Raw genomic sequence first — 16,833 nt, 5'->3', positions numbered from 1 at the left:
GGAATCTGCCCCAAACCGTCGTGAAAGGAGCCAGCTGATGCGCAATCGAATCAAGGCTGCAGGCATCGCAGGAATGCTTCTCGCAATCGGCATCGCCAGCGCGGCCTATGCGCCGACAATCGCTCCGGTTTCGACCGCGCAGGCGCAAACGGAATATCTTCCCACCGAAAAGGATTTCATCGGCAAATGGAGCATCGCAGGGTCCGCAATCCGGCCACCGCGTGATCTGAAAGAGCCGGCGAAGCCCGACCAGGAAGCGTCTGCGACCGAATTTCAGCAGACTGTGACCGCCTTTTATGGCGCCTTCGACTATCTGGAGATCACGGCGGACGGCCGCTACAATTTTCACCAACCGGGTGACCCGGCATCGGGGCCTTGCGTCTGGTGCGGGACATGGTCGTTCAAGAACGATTCCCTGTGGCTCGAACTGGACACGGCGCCCAGGCTCGACATCTACGCCGAGGGCGGCGACATGCAGATGACCTACACGGCCGAGCCTGAAGAGACGTCACGATACAAATGGCTTGTTTTCAGCTGGACCAAGGCTGATTGAACTGAGGGGTGAGGCGTTCTCGCGCACGCCAACCGAAGCATCGGTGTCAAGCCCGATCTCCTGAGGCGGGCAGTCAGTCCATGGTTGCATTGTGCGAGGAGTTCACCATGGCCATACTGCCCCTCCAATCAACGGAGGAGTAGCAGATGCGGCGTAGGACTTTGCTCGGGCTCGCGGTTTCCATCGCAGCCACCCTTTCAGCACCGGCGGCCTGGGCCGCCGATTTTCCGGACCGGACCATCACCATGGTTGTCCCCTTTTCCGCCGGTGGCTCGACGGATCTGGTCGCGCGCCTGGTCGCCAACAAGATGTCCGAAAAGCTGGGCCAGCAGATTGTCGTCGAAAATGTCGGCGGCGCCGGGGGCAGCATCGGCGCTGCCCAGGTCGCCCGAGCCGAACCGGATGGCTACACGATCCTGATGGGCACGGTCGCAACCCACGCGCTCAACCCGCTGATCCTGAAGACAAAGCCCTACGACGCGGAGAAGGATTTTGCGCCGATATCGTTGCTCGTGCTGGTGCCAAACGTCCTGGTCGTAAACCCTGAATTCCCCGCCAAGGACGTCAAGGAACTGATCGAGATGCTGAAGAAGGACCCGGACAAATATGCCTACGCCTCATCAGGCAATGGCACCCCGCTGCATCTCTCCGGCGAGCTTTTCAAGACGATGGCCGGCGTCAGTATGCAGCACATTCCCTACAAGGGCGCCGGACCGGCCTTGAACGACGTTATCGGCAATCAGGTGCCGATGATGTTCGACAACCTCCCCTCTTCATCGGGCCATATCAAGAGCGGGACGCTGAGAGCGCTTGGCGTCACCACCAAGGAGCGCGTTCCCTCCTTCCCCGACATACCGGCCATTGCCGAAACCATTCCCGGCTATGAAACCTACAGCTGGAACGCTCTGTTCGCGCCCGCAGGCACGCCGCCGGAGGTCGTCGCCGTTCTTCAGAAGGCGGCAGTTGAAGCCCTGAAAGACCCTGATGTGATCGCCCGCATGGCCCAGTTCAGCGCCTCGATCGTGGCCTCCACCCCGGAAGAGCTTGGAGTGCATGTGAAGGCCGAACTCGCCAAATGGGAACCGATCGTCAAGGCCAGCGGCGTTCAGCTGGACTAGGGCCTACGGCAAAGTACTGCGGGCTTTTCCTGGCGCTACGGCGCCGGGGCCTCAAGTCGAGGCTGAGCCCGCCGCATGCCTTCGTCGCGGGCGCCGCGCATATAGCCGCGCGGCGAGGCGCCGAGCATGCGCTTGAACATGGTTATGAATGCCGGCACGCTGTCATAACCGAGGTCGAGCGCCACCCTGGTGATCGGCTCGCCATCGGCGAGCCTGGGCAGGGCCGCAAACAGGCAGGCCTGCTGGCGCCAAGTCGACAAGGACAGTCCGGTCTGGCGCTGGAAGGCGCGGGTGAACGAACGGCGGCTCATGCCTGCGGCATCCGCCCACTCGTCGATCGTGGCGTGCGGCGAAGGTGCCGCGACAAAGCGTCGGCAGAGCGCCGCCAGCTTCGGGTCGGACGGGAACGGCAGCCCGAGCGGCCGTTCCGGCAAGGTCGGGATCTCGTGCAGCAACAGGTTCATGATCAGCCCGCCGCGGCCTTCCAGTTCGCCGCCTTGCGGCAGCTTTTCCGATTCGACGATCAGGCTGTGCATCAGCTCGGTGATGCCGACGACGCGCAAACCTTCCGGCAGGCCGGGGATAGCGCCCGGCATGACATAGACCGAGCGCATCGAGACATCGCCCAGCATTTCGACAGAATGCTCGGTGCCGGCCGGTATCCACATTGCGTGGTCGGGCGGCACCATCCAGCGCCCGTACCTGGTCGTCACCAGCACGACACCGACCAGCGCATGCAGCAGCTGGCTGCGGCTGTGGCGGTGTTGCGGCACGAGGTAACCGTCGGGATATTCGGTCGGCAAAGCCACCGCCGGCCCGGAAACCTCCTCCAGCCACTGCCAGCGGCTTTCGTGCAATCGGCCGAGATCGGCATTGCCGGCGCGGAAGATGTCCCTGCCATGTGGCATCGGCTATGGCCCACTTGCGAAACTATTGGACCAAACCACGAAAGAAGTCGCCTCGCAAGCGGCTTATAAGGCAGCCATCCCCAAGGCGCTCCGCAGGGGCGTCGCCCAAGCGCTTCAGACGAGCGTCCTTAAGGCGGTCCGCGGGAGCGGCCGCCAAGCCTGCCCGCGGGCAAACACCCGCCAAAAAGACCTCGGAGCCTGCCTTGACCGATACGACAGCCACCAGCATTGCACCGCAGCCAAGCGCCAGCCTCCCTTCAGCCCAGGCGACCGCCTTCACCGTCATCCTGGCGGTGAGCTTTTGCCACGGCATCAACGACATCATGCAATCGCTGCTGCCGGCGATCTATCCGCTGCTGAAAGAGAATTACGGTCTCGATTTCTGGCAGATCGGTCTTCTGACCTTCACCTTCCAGGTCACGGCGTCGCTGCTGCAGCCGGTCATCGGCATGATCACCGACAAGCGGCCAATGCCCTATTCGCTGCCCTACGGCATGGCGTCCTCGCTGATTGGCCTGATCGTTCTGGCCTATGCCGGCCACTATGCGCTGCTTCTGGTCGGCGCCTCGCTGATCGGAATCGGCTCGGCGATCTTCCATCCGGAATCCTCGCGCATTGCCCGCTTTGCCTCCGGCGGCCGCTTTGGCCTGGCGCAATCTTTGTTCCAGGTCGGCGGCAATTTCGGCCAGTCGATGGGGCCGCTGCTCGCTGCCTTCATCGTTGTGCCCTTCGGCCAGACCAGCATTTCATGGTTCGCCGTCGGGTCTCTGACCGGCATCATCGTTTTGTCGCGGGTCGGCGGCTGGTACAGCCGGATGCGCGCCGCGCAGGGCAATCGCAAGGCGGCAAGCTTCGTCTCCCCCTTCCCGCGCAAGAAGGTGATGGGAGCGCTGGCGGTGCTGACGCTGCTGGTGCTGACCAAGAACGCCTACATCGCCTCGCTCTCCAGCTACTACACCTTTTATTCCATCCATAAGTTCGGCGTGTCGGTGCAGATGAGCCAGGTCATGCTGTTCCTGTTCCTCGGCGCCTCGGCGCTGGGCATCCTGCTCGGCGGACCGTTCGGCGACCGCTACGGCCAGAAGGCGATGATCTGGTTCTCGATCGTCGGCGTGCTGCCGTTCACGCTGGCGCTGCCCTACGCCAATTTCGAATGGACGATGGTGCTGACGGTGCTGATCGGCCTGATCCTGTCCTCGGCCTTCTCCAACATCGTCGTGTTTGCGCAGGAGTTGGTGCCGGGACGTGTCGGCACCATCGCCGGGATCTTCTTCGGCTTCGCCTTCGGCATGGGCGGCATTGCAGCCGCCGTGCTCGGCGTCGTCGCCGACATGAAGGGCATCGATTTCGTCTTCCAGATCTGCTCGTATCTGCCGCTGCTCGGCCTGCTGACGGTGTTCCTGCCCAACATGAAGGAAGCCAGGAAGGCGCAAGCGGCGGCCAGATAAAAACCGGTCGATTTTGCGGATTTGACGCAGGGCGCGGCATTGCTGCGCCCTCTGTGATTCTTTCACCATGCGCTGGTTGAAAAGCCTGCTAGAGATAGTCATCAACGAAGGCTTGGGGCCTTCGACGTCTCTGGGGGATGACATGCGCAAGATCGTATTGGCCGTATTGGGTGTGCTTCTTGTTACCTTGCCGGCGACGGCACGCATCGTTCCCTTTCCGCCGGGTTTCAAGACGCAGTCCGTCGAAACCAACGGCACCAAACTCTATGTGCGCGTTGGCGGCAAGGGTCCCGCCGTCGTGCTGCTGCACGGCTTTGCCGATACCGGAGACATGTGGGGCGCCGCGGCCATCGCCCTCGCAAAGGACCACACCGTCATCGTGCCGGACCTGCGCGGCATGGGTCTGTCGGCCCACCCGGAAGCGGGCTACGCCAAGAAGAACCAGGCCGTCGACATCGCCGGCGTGTTGGATGCCCTGAAGATCGACAAGGCAGATCTCGTCACCCACGACATCGGCAACATGGTCGGCTATGCGCTCGCCGCTCAGTATCCCAAGCGCATCACCAAATGGGTTATCATCGACGCGCCGCTGCCCGGCATAGGCGACTGGGAAAAGATCAAGCAAAGCCCGCTGCTTTGGCACTTCAACTTCCGCGGCCCTGATATGGAGCGGCTGGTCGCGGGGCGCGAGCGCATCTATCTCGACCGCTTCTACAACGAGTTGTCGGCTGACCCCAAGAAGATCGACGAGGCGACGCGCAGGCACTACGCCAAACTCTATGCCCGCCCGCATGCGATGCATGACGCCTTCGAGCAGTTCAAGGCGTTTGACCAGGACGCGATCGACAACCAGGCGATGCTTGCCGCCGGCGGCAAACTGACCATGCCGGTACTGGCTGTCGGCGGTGAAAAATCCGCTGGCACTACGCAGGCCGATCTCCTGCGGCTTGTTGCGACCGATGTCACGGGCGGCATCGTGCCCGCTTCCGGACACTGGATCATGGAGGAAAACCCCGACGACACCGTCAAACTGATCACTGGTTTTCTCGATAAATAGGCACTGTCCCGCTGACATTTCGACGAAAGCAAATGCACCCGCCCGGCGGCGGGTGCCTTGCCTATCCAACTGGACGATGTCTATTCAACTGAACGATTCTACGCCTTGAAGAACGCCAGCAGGTCGGCGTTGATCACATCGGCGTGGGTGGTCGCCATGCCGTGCGGAAAACCCTTGTAGACCTTGAGCTCGCCCTTCTTGAGGAGCTTGACAGCCAGCAGCGCGGAGTCGGTGATCGGAACGATCTGGTCGTCGTCGCCATGCATGACCAGCACCGGCACGTCGATGGCCTTCAGATCGTCGGTGAAGTCGGTTTCCGAGAACGCCTTGATGCAATCATAATGCGCCTTGGTGCCGCCCATCATGCCCTGGCGCCACCAATTCTCGACGACAGCCTGCGATACCTGGGAGCCGGGGCGGTTGAAGCCGTAGAACGGGCCGGCCGCAATATCGTGGAAAAACTGGGCGCGGTTGGCTGCCTGGGCGGAGCGGAAACCATCGAACACCTCGATCGGCAGGCCACCCGGATTGGCCGCCGTCTTCAGCATGACCGGCGGCACCGCGCCGAGCAGTGCGGCCTTGGCGACACGGCCACCGGAACCGTACTTCGCGACATAGCGGGCCACTTCGCCGCCACCGGTGGAATGGCCGACATGGATCGCGTCCTTGAGGTCGAGATGCGCCGCAAGCTCCGCGACATCAGCGGCGTAGGTGTCCATCTCGTTGCCGGTATCGGTCTGGGTGGAGCGGCCATGGCCGCGCCGGTCATGGGCAATGACGCGATAGCCCTTGGACAGGAAGAACAGCATCTGGGCGTCCCAGTCGTCGCTGCTCAGCGGCCAGCCGTGATGGAAGACGATGGGTTGTCCCGTTCCCCAATCCTTGTAGAAAATTTCGGTGCCGTCCTTGGTGGTGATCGTGCTGCTGCCGGGCTTGGTCATCTCGCTCTCCATTGATTGCTTCCGCGATAATCAATATCGCGATAACCATACGACTAGCGCAGGTCCAAATCCTTGTCTACAGAAAATATGTATCGCGATATCATTTTTCGTGGTACATATTGATGTGCTCAGTCGGCAAAGGAATGCCTCGTGCCTCTCCCGTTGGACAACCAGCTCTGCTTCACGCTTTACGCCACCAGCATGGCAATCAATCGCACCTACAAGCCCATGCTGGACGAGATGGGCATCACCTATCCGCAATATCTCGTGCTGAACGCACTTGCCGAAGCCGGCGGGATGTCGGTCGGCTCGATTGCGCACAGGCTCGCTTTGGAATCGAGCACCATCACGCCGCTGGTGAAGCGCATGGAACAGGCCGGTCTCGTCACCCGCCAGCGCAGCCAGACGGACGAGCGCCAAGTGCAGGTCGACCTGACGCCTGCCGGCCGCGCGCTGCTCGTCCAGTGCAACTGCCTCAACGAAACCCTGATCGAACGCTCGGGCATGACGATGGCTGATCTCGATGCCTTGAATCGGCGGATCCAGGCGCTGCGCGAAGCGTTGAGCAGCAAGCCGGACTAGCTGCCCTACAAACACGCCAGGCTTAATCCTTGCCGGCCAGCCAGCGCATGATGTTGGCCATCAATATGCCGTAGAGCGGCCATCCCAAAAAATCCTGCGACAGCCAGTGCGGGCCGATGTCTGTCGCCCACGCGACGGTGCGGCCACGGCCATGCTCACGAACCGCCAGCAGCGGCCAGTCGGTGCCGCGATACTGGCAGGTCGCCAGAAGCTGGGACGAGCCGTCGCGCCTGAAATCGAGTTTGTTCATGCCGAGGATCGGCGGCAACGGACCCGCGACACCGGCAAGGATCGGATGCGACGCCTGAAAGGATCGACGGCTGCAGGCCTTGCGGCACTTCCAGCCCGTCCGAGAATGGCAGGCAGCGCACGGGCAGGATGTCCTCGACCGGGGTGTCGTGGAAACGCGCCGTGCCGAACATACCCTGGAATCCCATATAGCCTCCGGCCAGCATCAGCCCGCCGCCGCCTTCGACATAGGCCTTGAGGACCTCGAGGCGGTTGACGCCAATGCGCCCGGCGCGGGCCTCCGGCGTGACCAGCAAGGTCAGCGCGCCGACATCGGAGATCACCACCGCCTGGTATTCGGCCAGCGCGTCGAGGTCATACGGAAATTCGGCCGCGCAGCGATCGCCACCGATCTGCGTCACCGCTATGCCCTCTGCGGCAAGTGCGGCATTGAAGGCCGTCGCGCCGTTTACCCACGTCGCACTCGTCAGCACATCGCCGCCGGCGGCGACCGAGGTCGTCGCCGCGAAGGTCTCGCCTGCCAGCAAGAGTTTCATCGTCGCCCTCGCACTGTTCGACTGAGGATTGAAAGGCGAGCGCCGGCTCGAACCGGCGCCCGCAAAGCCTTGGGAGGCTTAGAGCAATTCCAGGAAAAGTGTGACCGGTTTTCCGTCCGGAATTGCGTAAAACAAAGGGATAGAGCGGTTCGCCGTTTCCGTGAAACGGTGAAACGCTCTAGAACTTGAACTCGGCCAGGTTTTCCGGCGTCACGATCTTGGCCGGGCCGAGGATCAGTTCACCGCTGGCGCCGATCGTGTATTCGCCGAGCCTGCCCGCCGTGAACTTCTCACCTTCCTTGCCGGTGATCTTGCACTGCGCTAGCGCCTGGGCCGCCTGATAGGTCAGGTAGCCGAGATCGGTGACATTCCACCAGATATCCTGGGCAGCGCCATCCTTGATGTACTTCGAAATCAAAGTGGCCGGCGCAAGGCCGGTCAGCTTGACCTTGCCGATCATGCCGGCTTCCTCGAGTGCGCGCGCGGCCGCCGGAAGGCCAATGCCTGCCGGCACGATGATCACCTTGAGATCCGGAAACGCCTGCACCAGCGCCAAGGCCTGCTGCTGGTTGACCTGCTCGCTCTCCTCGCCATAGGCGACCTGCACCAGTTTCATCTTGGCGTATTTCGGCTCTGCCGCCATCTTCGCCTTCATGAAGTCGATCCAGGCGTTCTGGTTGGTCGCCGTCGGCGTCGACGACAGGATGGCGAACTCGCCTTCGCCGCCGCTGAGGTTGAATGCGCTTTCCAGCATCATTTCGGCCAGACTGTCGCCCTTCACCTGGTTCACGAACACCGCGCGCGCATCGGCCGCGACGTCGGAATCGTACGAGATCACCCGGACGCCTTGCTGAACGGCGCGCTTCAGCGCAGGCGCAACGGCATTGGCGTCGTTGCCGGCGATAGCGATGACCCCGACCTTCTGCGACACAAGGCTGTTGATGAATTCGATCTGTGCCTCGGCCGTCGCCTGCGATGGGGCAACCTGGGTGGCGGTGCCGCCAATTTCCTTCGCAGCCTCCTCGGCGCCGCCGAAAGCCACCTTGAAGTAGGGATCGGTGTCGAGCTTGGGCAGGAAGCCGACCGTTACAGGTTCCTTGGCGCATTCCTGGCTGTATGCCAGCGAGGCCGGCGCAAGCAGAACCGCGGATGCGAGCAGGGCTATTCTAAACGCTTTCATTGTGTCTCCTCCGTCAGAATTCGGGCTTGAAGAAAGGGGCCCGAGATCACCCCTTGGTTTCGCGCAGGACGCGCGATCTTGACAGCCGCTCCTCCAGGGAGCGCCAGTAGTTGGAGACCAGCAGCGAGCCGATCAGGAGCAGGCCGATGATCATGCCTTGGGCGTCGCCGCCGATCTGGTTGAGCGCCAGCACGTTGCGGATGATGGCAATCAAGAGCAGCGCCAGCATGACGCCGGTGAGCCGCCCCTTGCCGCCAAAGACACTGACGCCGCCGAGCAGCACGATGGTGATGACGTCGAGCTCCATGCCGAGCGCATTGTTGGCGCGGGCGTTGGAGAGGCGCGCGGTATAGACGATGCCGGCGATGGCCGCGACGATGCCCGAAACGACGAACAGCTTCAGCACCATTTTGCGCGTATCGATGCCGGAATAACGCGCCACTTCGGGGCTGCCGCCGAGCGCATAGATGCGCTTGCCGGTCGGCGTCTTCTGCAGCACCACCGCGAAGATCGGCGCCAGCAGCAGGAACGGCACGATGGTCCACGGGATTTGTGTGCCCGGCAGATTGTTGATGCCGAAATCGACGACCGCCGGCGGCAATATGTTGACCGAACCGGTGCCGAGCAGGATGTAGCCAATGCCCCGATAGAGCGCCATGGTGCCGAGCGTCACCACCAGCGACTGCAGCCCCAGCCCTGAAACCAGATAGCCATTGAAGGCGCCGAGCAGGCCGCCGAAGACCAGCGTCAGCGGAATGGCCGCCAGCGTCGGCACGCCGCCCTGGACGAGCAGGCCAAACACCACGGATGTCAGGGCCAGCACCGAGGCGATCGACAGGTCGATCTCGCGGGTGATGATGAGCAGCGTCATCGGCAGGATCAGCAACGCCTTTTCCGAGGCGCTTGCGGCCAATTGCGAGAGGTTGAAGCCGGAGACGAAATTCGGCACGAAGACCGCCGCATAGATAAAGACGGCGAGGCAGGCGGTCGCCAGCAGCAGATCCCAGAAGTCGATCGAGCGGATAAATTTTCTCATCTCGCCCTCGCCTGTCTCGCCTGTTCGGCACGCCGCACGACGAAGGTGTCGATGCCGATGGCAACCAGGATCACCAGGCCATAGACGCCCTGCAGCCAGAGCGGATCGACGCGCACCAGCGTCAGCCCGTTCTTGATGACCAAGAGCGTGAGCGCGCCAAGGATGATGCCGAGCAGCGTGCCCGAGCCGCCGCGGATGGCGACGCCGCCGACCACCGCAGAGGCGATCACCGTGAGTTCGAAGCCGAGCGCGACGCGGGCATCGATGGTGGCATAGCGCGATGCCCACAGCGCCCCGCACAGGCCGCCGAGCAGGCCGGCCATGCCGAAGGCCAGCAGGATGCGCCGGTCGACCGGGATGCCGATCAGCCGTGCGCCGTCGGGATTGGAGCCGGTGGCAAACAGCTCGCGCCCGGTTGCGGTGCGATAGAGCAGCACATAGCCGGCGCACAGGATGACAATAGCGATGATGACGATCAGCGGCACGCCTGCGATCTTCAGCCCGGTCATGTCGAGCCAGGCTTGCGTGACTTCGTCGGCGCTGACCTGGTCGCCCGCCGCCCAGATCGAGTTGAAACCGCGGAAGATCGACATCGAAGCCAGCGTAACGACGATGGCCGGGATCTTTCCCCTGGTAACGACAAGGCCGTTGAGCAGTCCGGCAAAGCCGCCGACCGCGCAGGCGGTGATCAGGCCGATGCCGATGTCCAATCCGGGATAGGCCTGAACCATGCTGGCCGCCATATAGGCGGAGAGGCCGATCACAGCTGCGATCGACAGGTCGATGTTGCGGGTGATCAGCACCAGCATCTGCGCCAGTGCGGCGACAATCAGCAAGGCCGCGTCCATCGACACAGCGGTGAGGTTCGCCGCGCTCACCATGCGCGGGTTGATGATGGTGACCGGAATGGCGACGGCGAGCATCGCCGCAAGCAGGCCGAATTCCCGCCGCTTCAGAAAATCGAACGGTCCTTTTGCCTTTTCCTCCTCGGCGGTGCGTTCTATCTGCGCTGCCTGGCCGGCACGTTCATCGGTCCTGGTCGCCGCTTCCAGTACCTTTTCCTGCGTGGCTTGTCCGCGCGAAAACTCAGCAGTCTGGCGGCCTTCGCGCAGCACCACAATGCGGTCGCACATGCCGATCAGCTCGGGCATCTCTGACGAGATCAGCAGGATCGCCATGCCTTGCGCGGCAAGGTCCGCGATCATTGCATGCACTTCCGCCTTGGTACCGACATCGATGCCTTGCGTCGGCTCGTCGAGGATGAGCACGCGCGGCTCGGTGCGCAGCCATTTGGCCAGCACCACCTTCTGCTGGTTGCCGCCGGATAACTCTTTCACCGGCTGCCCGTAGCCGGAAAAGCGCAGCTTCATGCGCTTCAGCCAGTCCACCACCAGACCGATGGCGCGGTCGGTGCCGTAGAGACCGCGTTGTGCGGCCTTGTCGAGAACAGGTAGCACCGCATTGTCGAGGATGGAGAAATCCATCACCAGGCTCTGGCCCATGCGATCTTCCGACACATAGGCGATGCGCGCATCCATGGCGTCGCGCGCCGAGGCGAACTGCACGGGCTTGCCGTCGATCAGGATTTCGCCGGCCTCGGGCCGGTCGATACCGAACAGCACGCGCGCAATCTCGGTGCGTCCGCTGCCGACCAGACCGCCAAGGCCGAGCACCTCACCTGCGTGAAGCTTGAGGTCGATGCCGGTAAAGCCGCCGGCGCGCGAAAGTCCCTTCCCCTCCAGCACCAGCGCGCCTGAGGCATGGCGCCGTTCGGGATAGAGGTCGGTGACTTCGCGGCCGACCATCATGCTGATGGCGGCAGCGCGGCCAAGCTCGGCTTTCGGCTTGACGCCGATCAGGCGCCCGTCACGCAGCACCGCGATGCGGTCGGCGATGCGGAAGATTTCATCCATGCGGTGGCCGACGAACATCATCGCCACGCCGTGCAGCCTGAGATCGGCAACGACGGAAAACAGCCGCTCGACCTCTCGCTGCGACAGCGCCGCCGTCGGTTCGTCCATGATCAGCACGCGCGCATCCAGCGATAGCGCCCGGGCTATTTCGACCAGTTGCTGTTCTGAGGTACGCAGGGTTCCCAGCCGCGTTGCCGCCGGCACGTCGAGGCCGACGGTCGCCAGCACCTTGCGCGCGCCGGCCAGCATGGCGGCATTGTCGATGCCGCCAAAGCGGTCGCGCGGCATGTGGCCGAGATAGATGTTCTCCGCCACCGACAGATCGGGAAACAGGCCAGGATGCTGGTGCATGACCGCAATGCCGGCCGCCTGCGCGTCATGCGGCGAATGGAAGACGGCTGATTTGCCGTCAACCTCGACATGACCGCTGGTGGGAGAATGCACACCGGCCAGAAGCTTCACGCAGGTGCTCTTGCCGGCGCCGTTTTCGCCAAGCAGCGCCAGCACCTCGCCGGAGCGCAATTCGAAGGAGGCGTCCTTGAGCGCAATCGTGCCGCCGAAAGCCTTCGTCGCCTGAACCAGGGCAACAGGAACAGCCCGCACCACCGCAGCGTCGGCTTCGCTTTGTGTGCCCGAGTGCAGCACGTCTCCTCCCTGACTAGTTATTTTTTCAATTTGCTATATTAAATAGCCCAAAGGCGCAACGGCAAAATTGACTTCCATGGTTCCGACGCGCACTGTCGCCGCCAACATAGGCACCGCAGGGTGCGCTCGGCCGCAGGTGGTTTGCGGGCTTCGCGCCGGGAACGGGACATTTGGGGAGTGTGCGGGTTTTGTCAGGGAAAGGCAGCAATTCTGTCAAAGTTCGGCACTATAATGAGCGTTTCGTGCTCGACGCCATCCGTCGCCTCAAGGAAGCCTCCAAGTCCGATCTGGCGCGCGCGGCAAGCCTGACGCCGGCGGCCGTCGCTGCCATCGTCGACGGCCTGGAATCTTCCGGATTCGTAAAGCAAGTGGGAAAAAGGTTCGGGCAGCGCGGTTCGCCCTCCACGCTGTACCGGCTGACGCCGGAGCGCATCTACAGCGTCGGCATCAAGATCGGCCGGCGTGCGCTTGAAGCCGTTCTGGTCGACTTCGCCGGTGAAATCCGCGCAAGAGAGTCGCACGAATACCGCTTCCCCGATCCTGATTTGGTGCTGAAGGCCGGCAACATGGCGCTGGCCACCTTCGAAAAGCTGGTGGATGGGCTTGGCGATGCCAGCATCGTCGGCGTCGGCATTGCCTCACCCTATTTCCTCGGCGGCTGGAGCGAGGAACTCGGCTTTCCCGACGATCTCGGCAGCCGCTGGGAGGCGATCGACCTGACGACATGCTTTGCCACGCCGGCGAAGACGCCGGTGTTCGTGGAAAACGACGCCACGTCGGCGGCGCTGGCCGAACTTGTCCAGGGCGCCGGCGCCCGCTTTCGCGATTTCATGCACATCTCGATCGACACTTTTGTCGGCGGCGGCCTGGTGCAAGGCGGCAGGGTCCATACCGGGCCGCATGGCAACAGCGCTGCCCTCGGACCCTTGCCGGTCTCGCCCTCAAGCCTCGATTCGGTGGCGGCGAAGCCTGCGCGCTACCAGAGCCTGCTGCATCGCGCCTCGATCTATGTGCTGGTCAATCACCTGAGGTCGCGCGGCGTGGTGATCAATCGTGTGCGGGAACTCGATCCGTTGCCAGCCGAAGCGCGCGTGCCGCTGTTCGAATGGATCGACGATTGTGCGAGCGCGCTGGTCGAGGCGATCATCGCCATCACCTCCATCATCGACATCGAGGCCATCGTTCTCGACTCGATCCTGCCCAGGCTGATCCATCTCGAACTGCTGGCAAGGGTGCAGACCCAGTTCAACCAGGCCAGCGCAATCGGCATCGTCGCGCCGGAGATCGTGTCGGGGCAATTCGGCCCTGAGGCCTCCTCGATCGGCGCTGCCATGCTGCCGTTCTCGGCGCTGCTGGCGCCCGACAGCGGCGTGCTGATGATCGGCAAGGACCGGACTAAACTGCTGAGCGCGCTGTCCACGCTGGGTGGCGCCAAGGGAAACGGATCAAATCCGCCCACCGACCTGCCGGCCTGAGCGCAATGCGGCGCGCCCAACGCAGGCATCGGCCGCCCTTGCCCGCCATGGCTTGCACGCCTGCCCGCCTTCCGCTATAGAGCCGCCACCCGCGTAGACACCCTTGGAGGCAACGCGGCGGAAGGCTGCCTTCCCTTGTGATCCCGAACAAAGCTCCGCGTATGCGGTTTCTGGCATTCGGACATCCAGGCCTGGCGGCTTTCGACGTTTACGGTCCAGGCACACTGCCACCGCAAACGCTCCATAAAACGCGAAAGGAAATGCCATGAGCCACGATACTTACGAGCTCAAGGCCGAAGCGCGCGAACAGGTCGGTAAGGGGTCCGCCCGTGCAGTTCGCCGCAACGGTAAAGTGCCTGCAGTTATTTACGGCGACAGACAGCCTCCCCTGGCGATTGCGCTGAACTACAAGGACGTCTTCTACAAAATCCATGGCGGCGGGTTTTTGACCACGATCGCCACGATCGATGTCGACGGCAAGAAAATCCAGGTTCTGCCCAAGGATTTCCAGCTCGACCCGGTCAAGGATTTCCCGGTCCATGTCGACTTCCTGCGCATCGGCAAGGACACCGAGGTCAACGTCGACGTGCCTGTCCACTTCATCAATGAAGACAAGTCGCCCGGCATCAAACGCGGCGGCGTGCTCAACATCGTGCGTCATGAAGTCGAGTTCCACTGCCCGGCCAATGCGATCCCGGAATTCATCACCGTCGATCTCACCGGCGCCGACATTGGCGATTCGATCCACATCTCGGCGGTAACCCTGCCGGCCGGCGTCAAGCCGGTGATCTCCGACCGCGACTTCACCATCGCGACCATTGCCGGCTCCTCGGCGATGAAGCCGGAGACGGAAGAGACGGCGGAAGCGGCAGCCCCCGAAGCGGCGGCTCCTGCTGCCGAAGAGAAGTAATTTTCGAGCCCGGAGCGCACGATGCTTGTCTTTGCAGGCCTCGGCAATCCGGGCGCGAAATACGCTGATAACCGGCACAATGTCGGCTTCATGGCGGCGGACGCAATTGCCCGCCGCCATTCCTTTTCGCCCTGGTCGAAGAAGTTCCAGGGCCTGATCGCCGAAGGCACGATTGCCGGCGAGAAGATTCTCCTGATCAAACCGCAGACCTTCATGAACCTGTCGGGACAGCCGGTCGGCGAAGCCTTGCGCTTCTACAAGCTCGGCCCCGAGGCGCTGACCGTCTTCTACGACGAGATCGACCTGCCGGCCGGCAAATTGCGGGTCAAGGTCGGCGGCGGCGCCGGCGGCCACAACGGCATCCGCTCGCTCGACCAACATGTCGGCAAGAACTTTCGCCGCGTGCGCATCGGCGTCGGCCATCCCGGCGTCCGGGAAATGGTGCATGGCCATGTGCTCGGCGACTTCGCCAAGGCCGATCGCGAGTGGCTGGATGTGCTGCTCGACACCATCGCCGACGATGCCGGGCTGCTGGCCAAGGGCGACGACAGTTCCTTCATGAACCGCATTACTCTGGCCCTGCGTGACAAGCTGGTGCCGACCAGCGACGACGACCGGCCGCCGCCCAAGGCGCCGAAGGCTGAAGGTCCAAAGGCTCAAAGCCACATCCGCCAGGCACGGCCACAGCAGGCGCCGGCCAAGCTGCCGGAAAGCGGCCCTATGGCCGCCATGCTGAAGAAACTGTTCGGCAAGAAGGACTGAGCGTCGATAGGATCGGGACTGCGGGGCTTGACGTTGCTCACCCCTATCGCCCATAGCCCTCATCAAATTTCTAGTTTCCCGATAGGACCGGACACATGGGTTTCAAATGCGGCATCGTTGGCTTGCCCAACGTCGGCAAGTCGACGCTTTTCAACGCATTGACCAGGACGGCGGCGGCGCAGGCCGCCAACTATCCGTTCTGCACCATCGAACCGAACACCGGCGAGGTGGCGGTGCCTGATCCGCGGCTGCAGAAGATCGCCGCAATCGCCAAGTCTAAGGAGATCATCCCGACCCGCATCTCCTTCGTCGACATCGCCGGCCTGGTGCGCGGCGCCTCCAAGGGCGAAGGGCTGGGCAACCAGTTCCTCGCCAACATCCGTGAGGTCGACGCCATCGTGCATGTGCTGCGCTGTTTCGAGGATGACGACATCACCCATGTCGAGGGCAAGATCGACCCTGTCGCCGACGCCGATACGGTCGAGACCGAGCTGATGCTCGCCGACCTCGACAGCCTCGAGCGCCGCATCGTGCAGATCCGCAAGCGCGCCGGCAGCAAGGACAAGGAAGCAACCACCGTGCTGCCGATGATGGAGGCCGCACTCGAGCTCCTCCAGGCCGGCAAGCCGACCCGCATCCTGCTCAACGGCATTTCAGCGGAAGACCTGCGCATCCTGCAGGGACTGAACCTCTTGACCTCGCACCCCGTGCTCTATGTATGCAACGTCGCCGAAGCCGACGCCGCCACCGGCAACGAGCACACCAGGGCCGTGGAAAAGATGGCGACAGCGCAGGGCGCCGGCACCGTCGTAATCTCGGCCGCGATCGAGGCCGAAGTCGCCCAGCTCTCGGACGAAGAAGAGATGGAGTTCCTGTCGTCGCTCGGTCTCGACGAACCCGGCCTCAACAAGGTCATCCGCGCCGGCTATGATCTGTTGCATCTCATCACCTATTTCACCGCCGGGCCGAAAGAGACGCGCGCCTGGACCATCCACAAGGGCGACAAGGCCCCGCAGGCCGCCGGCGTCATCCACACCGACTTCGAGCGCGGCTTCATCCGCGCCCAGACCATCGCCTACAACGACTACATCACGCTGGGCGGCGAAGTGGCGGCCAAGGAAGCCGGCAAGGCGCGCGACGAAGGCAAGGAATATGTCGTCCAGGACGGCGACGTGCTGCTGTTCAAGTTCAACACCTGATTTGATGGAAATCGCGTCACCCATGGGGCGCGGCCATGTAGGCGAAGGCAGGCGCCTACACCCGCAGTGGGCACGAGATTGCAGGATGGCATCCCCGATACTGTAAAGCGCACCGATACGGCGGTCGATATCTGGGTAGACGAAATCATTCAGCCTCTATGCGCAATAAATACACCCCTATGACATAGTTCCTCCTAGACACTCCAGGTAGTGTGCTGAGAGTTCTGCAAATTCGGTGAGAGAGGGCGGTCATGGCAGGCTGGTGATGTTCAACGTCACCGATTCCCTGGAAGGAACGCCACCATGACCAAGACAGAAGGT

At 62.9% G+C, this 16,833-nt stretch carries 16 protein-coding genes; 9 read left to right on the top strand and 7 right to left on the bottom strand.

Translation table 11 applies throughout. From position 1 onward, the window contains the following. Window positions 1-37: 37 nt before the first annotated feature. Window positions 38-553, top strand: a complete 516-nt coding sequence (locus NKJ77_RS25395) for a hypothetical protein (protein WP_023686120.1) — start codon at window positions 38-40, stop codon at window positions 551-553. A 146-nt stretch (window positions 554-699) separates the two neighbouring features. Beyond that, window positions 700-1,671 carry a Bug family tripartite tricarboxylate transporter substrate binding protein gene (locus NKJ77_RS25390; RefSeq protein WP_023683714.1) on the top strand — a complete coding sequence of 324 codons (972 nt, stop codon included), beginning with the start codon at window positions 700-702 and terminating at the stop codon, window positions 1,669-1,671. Window positions 1,672-1,706: 35 nt separating this feature from the next. Here NKJ77_RS25390 and NKJ77_RS25385 read toward each other — a convergent pair whose 3' ends face one another. Beyond that, on the bottom strand, window positions 1,707-2,579 hold the full coding sequence (locus NKJ77_RS25385) for an AraC family transcriptional regulator (RefSeq protein WP_023733350.1): 873 nt from the start codon (window positions 2,577-2,579) through the stop codon (window positions 1,707-1,709). Between the two features lie 203 nt (window positions 2,580-2,782). Between NKJ77_RS25385 and NKJ77_RS25380 the strand changes: the two genes are divergently transcribed. Next, window positions 2,783-4,027, top strand: coding sequence for an MFS transporter (locus NKJ77_RS25380; RefSeq protein ID WP_023744301.1), 1,245 nt, complete (start codon window positions 2,783-2,785; stop codon window positions 4,025-4,027). A gap of 142 nt (window positions 4,028-4,169) precedes the next feature. Continuing rightward, a complete protein-coding gene (locus NKJ77_RS25375) occupies window positions 4,170-5,084 on the top strand; it encodes an alpha/beta fold hydrolase (RefSeq protein ID WP_023817450.1) in 915 nt (304 codons plus the stop codon). A gap of 98 nt (window positions 5,085-5,182) precedes the next feature. On the opposite strand, the gene NKJ77_RS25370 is transcribed toward NKJ77_RS25375, so the two are convergent. Further along, entirely contained in the window at window positions 5,183-6,025 is an 843-nt protein-coding gene (locus NKJ77_RS25370; protein WP_155923963.1) for an alpha/beta fold hydrolase, read from the bottom strand. Window positions 6,026-6,175: 150 nt separating this feature from the next. Here NKJ77_RS25370 and NKJ77_RS25365 point away from each other — a divergent pair, with 150 nt between their 5' ends. Then, window positions 6,176-6,607, top strand: a complete 432-nt coding sequence (locus NKJ77_RS25365; RefSeq protein ID WP_023670043.1) for a MarR family winged helix-turn-helix transcriptional regulator — start codon at window positions 6,176-6,178, stop codon at window positions 6,605-6,607. A gap of 22 nt (window positions 6,608-6,629) precedes the next feature. Here NKJ77_RS25365 and NKJ77_RS25360 read toward each other — a convergent pair whose 3' ends face one another. The 5 genes from NKJ77_RS25360 to NKJ77_RS25340 all read right to left on the bottom strand — a co-directional run bounded on the left by NKJ77_RS25360 (window position 6,630) and on the right by NKJ77_RS25340 (window position 12,166). After that, entirely contained in the window at window positions 6,630-6,875 is a 246-nt protein-coding gene (locus NKJ77_RS25360) for a glutamine amidotransferase (protein ID WP_352535916.1), read from the bottom strand. Continuing rightward, on the bottom strand, window positions 6,763-7,392 hold the full coding sequence (locus NKJ77_RS25355) for a glutamine amidotransferase (RefSeq protein ID WP_352535915.1): 630 nt from the start codon (window positions 7,390-7,392) through the stop codon (window positions 6,763-6,765). Before NKJ77_RS25355 ends, NKJ77_RS25360 begins: the two co-directional genes overlap by 113 nt. Window positions 7,393-7,570: 178 nt before the next feature. Next, entirely contained in the window at window positions 7,571-8,572 is a 1,002-nt protein-coding gene (locus NKJ77_RS25350; RefSeq protein ID WP_023701576.1) for a rhamnose ABC transporter substrate-binding protein, read from the bottom strand. A 46-nt stretch (window positions 8,573-8,618) separates the two neighbouring features. Then, window positions 8,619-9,608: an ABC transporter permease gene (locus NKJ77_RS25345; protein WP_352535914.1), complete on the bottom strand. Its 990-nt coding sequence runs from the start codon at window positions 9,606-9,608 to the stop codon at window positions 8,619-8,621. Then, entirely contained in the window at window positions 9,605-12,166 is a 2,562-nt protein-coding gene (locus NKJ77_RS25340; protein ID WP_352535913.1) for an ATP-binding cassette domain-containing protein, read from the bottom strand. The genes NKJ77_RS25345 and NKJ77_RS25340 overlap by 4 nt, the downstream gene beginning before the upstream one ends. 242 nt (window positions 12,167-12,408) lie before the next feature. On the opposite strand from NKJ77_RS25340, the gene NKJ77_RS25335 reads away from it, so the two are divergent. From NKJ77_RS25335 to ychF, 4 genes are all read left to right on the top strand, one after another. Continuing rightward, the gene (locus NKJ77_RS25335) at window positions 12,409-13,641 is read left to right on the top strand and encodes an ROK family transcriptional regulator (protein WP_245274371.1); all 1,233 of its coding nucleotides are present in this window, start codon (window positions 12,409-12,411) and stop codon (window positions 13,639-13,641) included. 265 nt (window positions 13,642-13,906) lie between these two features. Further along, window positions 13,907-14,551, top strand: coding sequence for a 50S ribosomal protein L25/general stress protein Ctc (locus NKJ77_RS25330; protein ID WP_023686131.1), 645 nt, complete (start codon window positions 13,907-13,909; stop codon window positions 14,549-14,551). Between the two features lie 21 nt (window positions 14,552-14,572). Beyond that, window positions 14,573-15,313 (top strand): aminoacyl-tRNA hydrolase, encoded by a 741-nt coding sequence (gene pth / locus NKJ77_RS25325; protein WP_352535912.1) that lies wholly within the window; start codon window positions 14,573-14,575, stop codon window positions 15,311-15,313. A 95-nt stretch (window positions 15,314-15,408) separates the two neighbouring features. Then, window positions 15,409-16,512 (top strand): redox-regulated ATPase YchF, encoded by a 1,104-nt coding sequence (gene ychF, locus NKJ77_RS25320; protein ID WP_023754576.1) that lies wholly within the window; start codon window positions 15,409-15,411, stop codon window positions 16,510-16,512. The last annotated feature ends 321 nt before the right edge of the window (window positions 16,513-16,833 follow it).

It is taken from the genome of Mesorhizobium sp. M0052, assembly GCF_040323255.1.
GTDB lineage: Bacteria > Pseudomonadota > Alphaproteobacteria > Rhizobiales > Rhizobiaceae > Mesorhizobium.
This window is presented reverse-complemented; position numbering and strand designations above follow the sequence as displayed.

Coding starts and splice junctions, on each gene's coding strand:
- NKJ77_RS25350 (WP_023701576.1), bottom strand. CDS start 8,572: ATGAAAGCGTTTAGAATAGCCCTGCTCGCATCCGCGGTTCTGCTTGCG.
- NKJ77_RS25330 (WP_023686131.1), top strand. CDS start 13,907: ATGAGCCACGATACTTACGAGCTCAAGGCCGAAGCGCGCGAACAGGTC.
- NKJ77_RS25395 (WP_023686120.1), top strand. CDS start 38: ATGCGCAATCGAATCAAGGCTGCAGGCATCGCAGGAATGCTTCTCGCA.
- NKJ77_RS25375 (WP_023817450.1), top strand. CDS start 4,170: ATGCGCAAGATCGTATTGGCCGTATTGGGTGTGCTTCTTGTTACCTTG.
- NKJ77_RS25390 (WP_023683714.1), top strand. CDS start 700: ATGCGGCGTAGGACTTTGCTCGGGCTCGCGGTTTCCATCGCAGCCACC.
- NKJ77_RS25370 (WP_155923963.1), bottom strand. CDS start 6,025: ATGACCAAGCCCGGCAGCAGCACGATCACCACCAAGGACGGCACCGAA.
- NKJ77_RS25355 (WP_352535915.1), bottom strand. CDS start 7,392: ATGAAACTCTTGCTGGCAGGCGAGACCTTCGCGGCGACGACCTCGGTC.
- ychF (WP_023754576.1), top strand. CDS start 15,409: ATGGGTTTCAAATGCGGCATCGTTGGCTTGCCCAACGTCGGCAAGTCG.
- NKJ77_RS25345 (WP_352535914.1), bottom strand. CDS start 9,608: ATGAGAAAATTTATCCGCTCGATCGACTTCTGGGATCTGCTGCTGGCG.
- pth (WP_352535912.1), top strand. CDS start 14,573: ATGCTTGTCTTTGCAGGCCTCGGCAATCCGGGCGCGAAATACGCTGAT.
- NKJ77_RS25385 (WP_023733350.1), bottom strand. CDS start 2,579: ATGCCACATGGCAGGGACATCTTCCGCGCCGGCAATGCCGATCTCGGC.